9 protein-coding genes are annotated in these 10226 nt (G+C 32.3%); all 9 read left to right on the top strand.

Features of this window, described 5'->3' with window-relative positions; all coding sequences use genetic code 11:
- Positions 1-357: zinc ribbon domain-containing protein (locus BMX60_RS10405; protein ID WP_143055927.1), on the top strand; the 357-nt coding region annotated here is incomplete at its 5' end.
- Between the two features lie 267 nt (positions 358-624).
- Complete coding sequence (locus BMX60_RS10400; protein ID WP_091351399.1) at positions 625-1938, top strand: methyl-accepting chemotaxis protein; 1314 nt, start codon at positions 625-627, stop codon at positions 1936-1938.
- A gap of 118 nt (positions 1939-2056) precedes the next feature.
- Positions 2057-2992, top strand: coding sequence for a carbohydrate kinase family protein (locus BMX60_RS10395; RefSeq protein WP_091351398.1), 936 nt, complete (start codon positions 2057-2059; stop codon positions 2990-2992).
- Positions 2993-3139: 147 nt separating this feature from the next.
- Positions 3140-3988 (top strand): BglG family transcription antiterminator LicT, encoded by an 849-nt coding sequence (gene licT / locus BMX60_RS10390; protein ID WP_091351397.1) that lies wholly within the window; start codon positions 3140-3142, stop codon positions 3986-3988.
- 114 nt (positions 3989-4102) lie between these two features.
- Positions 4103-6013: a sucrose-specific PTS transporter subunit IIBC gene (locus tag BMX60_RS10385; protein ID WP_091351396.1), complete on the top strand. Its 1911-nt coding sequence runs from the start codon at positions 4103-4105 to the stop codon at positions 6011-6013.
- Entirely contained in the window at positions 6013-7416 is a 1404-nt protein-coding gene (locus BMX60_RS10380) for a glycoside hydrolase family 32 protein (RefSeq protein ID WP_091351395.1), read from the top strand. Before BMX60_RS10385 ends, BMX60_RS10380 begins: the two co-directional genes overlap by 1 nt.
- 123 nt (positions 7417-7539) lie before the next feature.
- A complete protein-coding gene (locus BMX60_RS10375) occupies positions 7540-8196 on the top strand; it encodes a TVP38/TMEM64 family protein (RefSeq protein ID WP_091351394.1) in 657 nt (218 codons plus the stop codon).
- A gap of 163 nt (positions 8197-8359) precedes the next feature.
- Entirely contained in the window at positions 8360-9976 is a 1617-nt protein-coding gene (locus BMX60_RS10370; protein ID WP_091351393.1) for a putative bifunctional diguanylate cyclase/phosphodiesterase, read from the top strand.
- 104 nt (positions 9977-10080) lie between these two features.
- On the top strand, positions 10081-10226 hold a 146-nt coding region (locus BMX60_RS12500), incomplete at its 3' end, for a MerR family transcriptional regulator (protein WP_143055926.1).

The raw sequence follows: 10226 nt of genomic DNA, 5'->3' as shown, positions 1-10226 counted from the left end.
GACTGGAAACGGGAAAGTAAAATGAATAAAAAAGTTAATCAATCATTTGTAGGAATACCACATCAAGAATTTATAAAAAAGGTAATGTATAAAGCAGAAAATGTAGGAATAAAAGTAATACTTGTAGACGAGAGTTATACAAGTGGAACATCATTTTTAGATAATGAATTGCCTATAAAAGAAAACTACAACAAATCAAGACGAATCCATAGAGGTCTATTTAGGTCTAATAATGGCACTTTAATAAATGCAGATTTAAATGGAGCATATCAAATAATGAAAAAAGTATTCCCAAATGTATTTTCGGAGGGGATAGAGGGTGTGGGGTTACACCCAATCAGAGTAAACATAGCTTAGGCTAAGTTGACTGATGAATAGTTTTATTAAAATATTTGGTTATTTTTATTGATTGTAATAAAACTAATAACCTTATTCGAGATATTTAGCAAAATTCCTTCTTTATTAAATCTTGTATTAACATTAACTTTAAAATTTAGTACTTTAGCAACAAAAATGAGCAGTTATAAAGGTATTTTAAAAGATGTGAAGAATAATTTAATAAAAAAATAAACTTTTACAATAGTAATCTAAAGCTAATTTAATTTTTGAAAGGATGTGTTGCCCTTGAATAAAGGAAAGAGAATCAGTAAGTGGAATTTATTAAATTTAAATCTCAAAAACAGTATAACTTTTAAATTAATACTAATAATTACAGCGACTTTTTTAATTAGTGCTCCAATAGCTCAAAGAATTAGCATTTTTCTCAGCGGTATAGGGATAAATTATACAGAAAGCAGTGCATATATTAACACATTAATTAATATTATCGTAGTTAATTTTATAATTATTTTCACCATGAGAAAATTATTTATTAATCCGCTTAAAAAACATATGGAACACTTACAAAAAGTTGGGGAGGGAGATATATCAAGATTAGTACAAATTAAAGGAAAAGATGAATTTGCTATACTAGCTCAAGCTACCAATAGTACTATAGAGCAGTTGAATAAATTAATTAAAGAGATAAAAGAAATTAGTTCAATAACTAATAAAAATACTAGTAATATTAACTCTGTACTAGAAGGTTTAAATACTAGCTCTTATGAAATAACAAAGGCAATTGAAGAGGTGTCTATCGGGGCTAATGAACAGGTTAAAAGTGTAGAAGAAGGATATAAAAAAGGAGAAGAATTAGGTAGAAAAATTGGAGAAAATCAAAATTTAATGGAAGGCCTTAATCAATCGTCACAAAAAGTAGTTAGGCTAGTTGATGATGGATTATTGGAAATGAAAGAGCTCACAAATATAACAGAACAAAATATTATTGCTATTGAAAAAATCCAAAAAGAAACATTGTTGACAGATGAAAGTGTAAAAAAAATTAGTGAAGCTAGTGAACTTATTGACTCTATAGCCAATCAAACTAATCTTTTAGCCCTTAATGCTGCAATTGAAGCTGCTAGGGCAGGGGAGCAAGGAAGAGGATTTGCAGTAGTAGCTGAAGAAATAAGGAAATTAGCGGAACAATCTTCAGCATCTACAAAAATTATAGATGAAATAGTGGAGCAACTTCAGAATAATTCAAAAAATGCAGTAGAAACTATGGATGAAGTTGCCATTTTATCTAAAAAGCAAGCTGAAAAAGTAAATATGAGTAAAAATAAATTTATAATGATAAAAGAGGCTATTGAGATATCAAAAAAAAATATAAACAAGCTTAATAATACTTCATCGGTTATAAATAATATGAAAGAAGAAATTTTAAATACCCTAAACAATTTATCGAGTATAGCGGAATCCAACTCTGCTGCTGTACAGCAAGTTACCGCTTCTATTGAAGAACAATCAGCAGTTTTTGAAAAAGTAGCTATTGCAAGTAAAGATATTTCCGAAAAAACTTTGACGTTAGATAAGTTGATCAATATTTTTAAAATATAAAGTAGAAAATTATTATACATAAATAAACCCTAAACTTCTTAAGATTAAATAAGTTTAGGGTTTTGATTTTCTCCACTAAATATTATAGAATTTAATTAAAAGGATTGGAGGGAAGAAAATGACAAAAGAAATAATTTGCCTTGGTGAACTACTCATAGATTTCATATGTGAAGATACTGGGTTAGACTTAAAGGGAGGAGAAAATTTTGTTAAAAGGGCTGGAGGAGCACCTGCTAATGTAGCGGCAACGGCTTCCCGTCTTGGAGTAAAAGGAAGTTTTGCTGGCTGTGTTGGTAATGATCCCTTTGGTGACTTTTTGATTGAATCTCTTAATCATCATGGAGTAGATACAACCATGATAACAAAAAAAGGGAATACAACCATGGCCTTTGTATCTATAATGGATGATGGAGAGCGGGATTTTGTTTTTGTCAGAGGTGCCGATGAACAATATGAAATAAAGGGATTTGAAGAAAGGTTCAGCAATTGTAAAATTTTACACTTAGGTTCAGCTACTGCTTTACTAGGAGGAAATCTAAAAAAGGCCTATGAAGAAAGTTTAAAATTGGCTTTAGATAACGATGTTTTCCTTTCCTTTGACCCAAATTATCGGGGTGATTTATGGAAGGGGAGAGAAGGAGAATTTATAGAACTAGCTAAGGAATATATAAGCCAGGTTCACTTCGTAAAATTATCTCAAGATGAACTTTTTATGATATATGGAGAGAATAATTTAGATAAAGCTTTAGACAAAATGTATAAGGACTATAATTCACTATCTGCCATAACTTTAGGAAGTAAAGGGACTTATTTAGCTACACCACAAAAGAGAATGTTGGTTCCTAGTATTAAAATTAACCCTGTTGATACTACAGGTGCAGGGGATGCTTTTGTAGGGGCTTTTTTATCTCAGTTAGTAGAGGAAGAGAATTTAAAAGGAATCACTGGAAATTTTGAAAAACTAAAGGAAAAAGCAGCAAAGGCCAATAAAGTAGCTGCCCTTGTATGTACCAAATTAGGGGCGATGACTGCATTAGATGTAATTTCCTTATAAAGGTAGAAATTCCATCTTGACAAAGGTTTTGATGTATATTACCATGTAAATAGGTGAATACTAGGATTGTTACTGGTAATGCAGGCAAAACCTAAATTAATCTCCTATGGGGATTAGTTTAGGTTTTTTTATACAGGGAGGGATGTTATGCGAATCTCAAAGGTTTTAAACAACAATGTCATAATATCCGTATCAGAAGAAACAGGTCAAGAAGTAGTAGTGATGGGAAAAGGTTTAGCCTTTGGAAAATCAAAGGGTGATTTGGTTGAAAAGGATAAAATTGAAAAAATCTTTACTTTGAAGGATGGATCAGAAAGCAGTAAATTTCAACAGATGTTAGAAAACATTCCCCAAGAAGTTGTGGAAATCTCAGAAAAGATAATATCTTACAGTGAAGAAAAACTAGGGAGGCAACTTGAAAATAACATCCATTTAGCATTAGCTGATCACTTAGCCTTTGCTATTAACCGTTTTTCAAAGGGTTATCAGATCAAAAACTACCTCTTGTGGGAAATCAAAAAACTTTATAATAAGGAATTTCAAATAGGCCTTTGGGCATTAAAACTTATTGAAGAGAAATTTAATATCCAAATGCCTGAAGATGAAGCTGGTTTTATAGCCCTTCACATAATTAATGCCACTATGGGCGAAAGTATGACTAATACCATAGATATCACAAATATGGTCCAAGAATTATTAAATCTAATTAAATATTATTTAAAAGTAGAGCTTAACACCGGATCCCTGTATTATGATAGGTTAGTAACCCATATTAGGTTTTTCGCTCAAAGGGTTATAAGTAAAAAAACTGCATCTGTAAGTGAAACACCTTTTTATGAAATGATGAGAGAAAATTACAGTCAAGCCTTTTCCTGTGCTTTAAAAATTAAAGAATATGTTGAAAAAAACTATGATTATTTACTTGGTAAAGATGAAATAGTTTATCTTTGCTTACATTTACAAAGGGTAATCGATGAATCTAAAAGAGAAAATTGAGGTTGTTACTGGTAAAGCAGGCAAAACTCAACTTAAGGAATAGTTGTAACTATTTGTTACGACTATCTTAGGTTGAGTTTTTATATTTAAAAACAATTAAAAGGAGGAAAAACAATGAATTACAGAGAAACTGCTCAGCAAGTTCTAGAGTTTGTTGGTGGAAAAGAAAATATCCAAAGTGTAACTCATTGTGCCACCCGTTTGAGGGTCGTGGCAAAGGATGACGGGAAAATCAAGTTAAAGGAACTAGAAAACTTAGAAATGGTAGAAGCTGCTTTTATAAATTCTGGACAATTACAAATTATTATTGGTCAAGGAAAAGTAAATAAGGTATATAAAGAACTAATAGAAATATCAGGTTTAAAAGAAAGTGATTTAACCCATACTAAAAAGGCAGCAATGGAAAAGGTAGATCCATTTCAAAGATTTGCCAGGGTTTTATCTAACATCTTTGTTCCAATAATTCCAGCTATAGTAGCCAGTGGTCTTCTAATGGGTACTTTAGGAATGATTGGAACCTTTGGTTGGGTGTCTCCAGATAGTAGTTTAGTCTTTATACTAGATATGTTCTCTAATGCCGCCTTCGTTTTTCTACCTATACTAATCGCTTTTAGTGCTGCAAAGGAATTTGGTACTAATCCATTTGTGGCAGCAGCTTTAGGTGGAATTTTGATTCACCCTGCCTTACAAAATGCTTGGACTATCGGTGGTGGAATCGAAAACACCTTAGATTTCTTTGGATTAGAGATAGGTTTAGTTGGTTATCAAGGTACTGTACTGCCAATTTTAATCGCCGTTTGGGCAATGGCCCATGTGGAAAGATTTTTTAGAAAAATTGTACCTAACATCCTAGATATCATTTTAACACCATTTTTAACTTTATTAACAACGGCATTTCTATCCTTAATTGTAATTGGACCTGGTGGTAGAATTATTGGTGATTTAATCTCAGAAAGTTTACAAAGCTTATATAACATTGCAGGGCCAATAGCAGGTTTAATCTTCGGTGGTTTATATTCAACTATAGTAATTACAGGAATTCACCACAGTTTCCATGCCGTAGAAATGGGATTATTAGCTAATCCTTCAATTGGAGTAAACTTCCTATTACCAATTTGGGCTATGGCTAATGTGGCTCAAGGGGGAGCAGCCTTTGCGGTCTATTTTAAAACAAAAAATCAAAAGATTAAACAAATAGCAATTCCCGCAGCGACATCATGTTTATTAGGTATAACAGAAGCAGCGATTTTTGGAGTTAATTTAAGGTTAAAAAGACCTTTTATAGGTGCAGCTATAGGGGGAGCTTTAGGTGGAGGATACGTAGTTTTAACTAATGTAGGAATGACTGCAGTAGGACTTACCGGTATCCCAGGAACAGCAATAGTTACACCCCAAACAATGATCCATTATATTATCGGTATGATAATCGCCTTTTTCGGTGCCTTTATTGCTGTAAATATTTTAGGTTTTCAAGATGAAGGAGTAGAAAATAATAATGAAACAAATAAGAGTTTAAGTATAGAAAATGGTAATAATAACCCAAAGGAGATTAAAAATGGATCTAAAGAGATTTTTGTTAGCTCTCCAATTAACGGTGAAATTTTAGATTTACAACAGGTTCCTGATAAAACCTTTGCTGAAGGAATTTTAGGAGAAGGTTTTGCTATTAACCCTATTGATGGAAATGTTTATTCTCCAGTAGATGGAAAAGTTATGATGGCTTTTGAAACAGGCCATGCTGTAGCTATAAACTCCTTTGGTGCAGAAGTTTTGATCCATTTTGGAATTGATACTGTAAAACTCAATGGAGAAGGATTTAAGCTTTTAGTAAAAAATGGTGATGAGGTTAAAGTGGGAACACCTCTAATTCAAGTGGATTTAGAAAAGATTAAAGATAAAGTCCCTTCTGTCATAACTCCAGTTGTTATAACAAATAGCAATGATTTCTCAGTAGAAAGAATCTATAGTGAAAAAAATACTCAAGCTGGTAAAGAAGTACTAAAATTAGTTAGGAAGGATAGTTAATGAAAAGCTATAGACAAAGTTACCACTTATCTCCTCCTTATGGGTTTATGAATGATCCTAATGGACTATCACATTTTAAAGGAAGGTACCATGTTTTTTACCAATGGAATAAAAAATTTCCTTTGGGTAAAGAAGTCCATTGGGGACACTTTTCCAGTAAGGATATGGTTTTCTGGTACGGCCATCCCTCAGTGTTAGCCCCTGTGGACTACTATGATAAAAATGGCTGCTATTCTGGTTCCGCTATTCAGTACGGAGAAAAATTATTGGCCTTTTATACGGGAAATGTTAAGACTACCGATGGAGAAAGGGAAACTTATCAATGTCTAGCCATATCAGAAGATGGGGATAACTTTGTTAAGTACGGCAAAAATCCATTGATAAACAATTTTCCCCCAGGATATACCGCCCATTTCCGAGACCCAAAAGTTTGGCAAAAAGATGGTATGTGGTATATGATTATAGGGGCGCAAAGGGAAGATTTAACTGGTACAGCAGTTTTGTATAAGGGAAATGATCCCTATAATTGGAGTTTTGTAGGGGAAGTGTCTAAAGAAAGTTTAGGGTATATGTGGGAATGTCCCGATTTATTCTCTTTAGATGACAAAGATATTTTACTCTTTTGTCCCCAAGGATTAGAGCCTCAAGGTGATTTATATAATAACCGCTATCAATGTGGCTACATGATAGGGAAATTAGATTATAATAACGGGAAATTTCACGGTAAAGAATTTATAGAACTAGATAGGGGTTTTGAATTTTACGCACCCCAGACTTTTTTAAGCCCTGATGGCAGGAGAATTCTTTGGGCTTGGATGGGCATGCCAGAAGAAGAGGATCAGCCTACCTTAAAGGAAAACTGGATCCATTGTTTAACTATTCCTAGAGAATTGTATTTAAAAGGTGAAAAACTTTGTCAAAAACCAATAGGGGAATTAGAAAGGTTAAGGGTAAAGGAATATAAATTAGAAAAAAAGATTATTCAGGATTCATGGGCCTTTATAAAGGAATTTAGTGGTGAGAGGGTAGAAATACAATTAGAAATAGTCAATATTGATTCCGATGAGTTTGGATTATTCATCCGCAGTGATGAAGGGAAAAAACAGTATACAAAACTTACAATTGACACACAATCTAGTAAAGTAATATTAGATAGGGAGAAAAGTGGTCTATGGGGAAAAGGACAAAGGGCAGTAACCTTAAAGGATGTAAACAATATAAAAATTACAATTTATATAGATACATCTTCTCTAGAAATATTCCTAAATGAAGGGGAAGAAACCTTTACTGTAAGGATTTTCCCAAATAAAAATTCTACAAATTTTGGTGTTTATTCTAAAGGTGGTAAGGTCGAGATTGTCAAAGGCCAAAAATGGGACTTAAAAGAAGCCGTTATTTTGTAAAAAAGTATCCCTCAAAAATGGGGATACTTTTTCTTTACCTTAGGGGTTATTTAAGGTAAAATTATGGATATAAAATCCTTGGTTTAAATAAATATATATTAAAACTTTGAATTAGGTGATAATATGATAAAAAAATACAATTTATTACGACTAACAATTTTTATCCTAGGGTTACTAATAATCTTTTTTACCTGGCGGGACCTAGGAGAAATTGATGTTAAAGAAATTATCAGCGGCTCGGAAAATATCTACAAAAGGGTAATAATAGCTTTATCTTTATATACAATAAAATCAGTTATTTTTTTTATACCAATCCCGGTATTGTATATTTCGGTAGGGATGTTTTTCCCATTACATCTAGCTATAGCTATTAATTTACTAGGAATAACTTTAGAAATAACTTTAACATTTTTTTACGGGAGATTTTTAGGTAAAAATTTTGTAGAAAAGATCATGGATAAAAGTGCTAAAGTAAAAAAAGGGATAGAACTTAATCAACAGAATGATTTTATCATAACCTTTTTCTTGAGGATGATACCCTTTGGTATTGAATTAGTTAGTTTGATGTTAGGGGCAAGTGGTAATTATTATCATCGTTACCTGTTAGCATCATTGATGGGTATTACTCCAAAACTAATCGTTTTTACAGTAATCGGGAATTCTATCACCAATTCCTTAACCATCGGATCCATTATTTTATTTACCATTGCCATGATAGTTTGGGGATTTTTCATCCATGAATTGCGAAAAAGGGATTATGTCCGCTTATCTACTTTCTAATATTCCCCAGGAAATGATAAATAACGACAGTATTCTTATACTATGAACAGCTTCCACTACTTGTTAGGACAAAAGTACTAGAATGTTAATTTGAATATTGATTGCAAAAAAAGGGCGAATTATGTAGAATTATGTATATAATTGTAGAAATGGTGGTAGTAGAATGAAAAAGTTGGCAAAAAGGGTTAGTACAGGGGAAAGGATATATCAAAAGATTGCCTTAAGAATAACTTTCCTATATGGAATTATTGGTATAGTTTGGATTTTAGTTTCGGATAAAATTTTATATCTCTTAAGTAACGACATTACGATGTATAGAGTTTTACAAAACTATAAAGGAACTTTTTTTGTAATAGTTACGACAGTTTTCTTATATTTTATAATCGGTAAGCAATTAAAATTAGTTGCCGATAGCTCAAAAAAAATGGAAAATTCTTTGGAGGAATTAAGGAAAACCCATAAAGAATTAGCAAAGATTAAAGAAAAGTTAGATATACTTGCTTATACTGATATAATTACAGCTTTACCAAATAAACTCTATATTGAGCAAGAAGTAAATATGAATATTAAACTAGAGCAAAATAAAAAATTCGCCCTTGTCTACATTGATATTGATAACTTTAAAAACATCAATGATACTTTAGGTCATAGTGCCGGGGATCAGCTTCTAAGGCATATTGCTAAGGCTTTGAGGGACGAATTAAAATACCCCCACTTAGTAGGTAGGTTAGGGGGAGATGAATTTGTTTTGGTTGTTTATGAAAATGGAATAAAAGAAGGTCTATTAGGTCATATAAATGGGATTTTAGAAAAGCTGAAAAAGCCTTGGGTTTATCAAGATAAAGAATACTTTATTTCAATAAGTGCAGGAATTGCCCTCTATCCCCAACATGGTAAAACCTTTGAAACCTTGTATAAAAATGCCGACTCTTCAATGTACATGGCTAAAGAAGGGGGAAGGAATAAGGTATTCATTTACTCCAATGAAATGCAAGAAAAGCGGGTAGCAACTATGGAATTGGCTAATCAGTTACATAATGCTTTAAACAAAGGGGAATTTGTTTTACATTATCAACCGATTATGGATTTGAAAAATGAAGTGATTACAGGGTTAGAGGCCCTAATCCGTTGGCAGCACCCTCAAAAAGGGCTAATTTCACCGGTAGAGTTCATCCCTATAGCAGAAAATACTGGTTTGATACACCAAATAAACTTATGGGTATTGAAAACAGCATGTTTACAGAAAAAACAGTGGGATGCCAATAGTCCTTATCCATTGAAATTATCTATCAATTTTTCCTGTAAATCCTTTGAATATCCAGATTTAGCCGATGAAATTCAAAAAATACTAGACCAAACTCAAACAAATCCCGCTGAGATTCAACTTGAGATTACTGAAACAACATTTTTAAAAAATATAGAATTGGGGACAGAAATCATTAAAAAACTTAGGGAAAAAGGCATTTCTATTGCCTTAGATGATTTTGGTACCGGTTATTCTTCCTTAACTTATCTGATTAACTTACCTATAGATGTAGTTAAATTAGATAGAGATTTCATTAAATATATTGGAGAAAGGACAGAAAATGAGATTATAGTGAAAGCCGTTGTTCAGCTGGCCCAAGCATTAGGGATTAAAGTTGTAGCCGAAGGGATAGAAAGTAAAGAACAACTCTATTTTCTAAAATCTATAGGTTGTGATGAATGTCAAGGATATTATTTTAGTAAACCCTATCCACCCTATGTAATAGAAGAACAAATAAAAATATTGAGCAGTTAGAAGTAGCACCCTTATAAGGGTGTTTTTTTATAACCACAATTTTAAAAATCTATTGACCTAGAGTTAACTTCAGGGTTTATACTAATTCTAAGGAGGTGAAATTGATGTTAATTGGGGAAGTTGCAAAAAAATACGGTGTTTCTGTAGATACGTTGCGATATTATGAAAAAATTCATCTGCTAATCCCCCGAAGGAACAGAAAAGGGAGGTTTTATACAGAAAGGGAGCTAGTTAAATTAGAACAAATTTT

The sequence above is a fragment of the Anaerobranca gottschalkii DSM 13577 genome, from assembly GCF_900111575.1.
Lineage (GTDB): Bacteria > Bacillota > Proteinivoracia > Proteinivoracales > Proteinivoracaceae > Anaerobranca > Anaerobranca gottschalkii.
The sequence above is the reverse complement of the archived record's forward strand: the minus strand, read 5'-3'. Positions and strand labels throughout refer to the sequence as shown.

What these genes read in the sequence shown, in the direction of transcription:
- BMX60_RS10375 (WP_091351394.1), top strand. Translation starts at nt 7,540, where the DNA reads ATGATAAAAAAATACAATTTATTACGACTAACAATTTTTATCCTAGGG.
- licT (WP_091351397.1), top strand. Translation starts at nt 3,140, where the DNA reads ATGCGAATCTCAAAGGTTTTAAACAACAATGTCATAATATCCGTATCA.
- BMX60_RS10380 (WP_091351395.1), top strand. Translation starts at nt 6,013, where the DNA reads ATGAAAAGCTATAGACAAAGTTACCACTTATCTCCTCCTTATGGGTTT.
- BMX60_RS10370 (WP_091351393.1), top strand. Translation starts at nt 8,360, where the DNA reads ATGAAAAAGTTGGCAAAAAGGGTTAGTACAGGGGAAAGGATATATCAA.
- BMX60_RS10395 (WP_091351398.1), top strand. Translation starts at nt 2,057, where the DNA reads ATGACAAAAGAAATAATTTGCCTTGGTGAACTACTCATAGATTTCATA.
- BMX60_RS10385 (WP_091351396.1), top strand. Translation starts at nt 4,103, where the DNA reads ATGAATTACAGAGAAACTGCTCAGCAAGTTCTAGAGTTTGTTGGTGGA.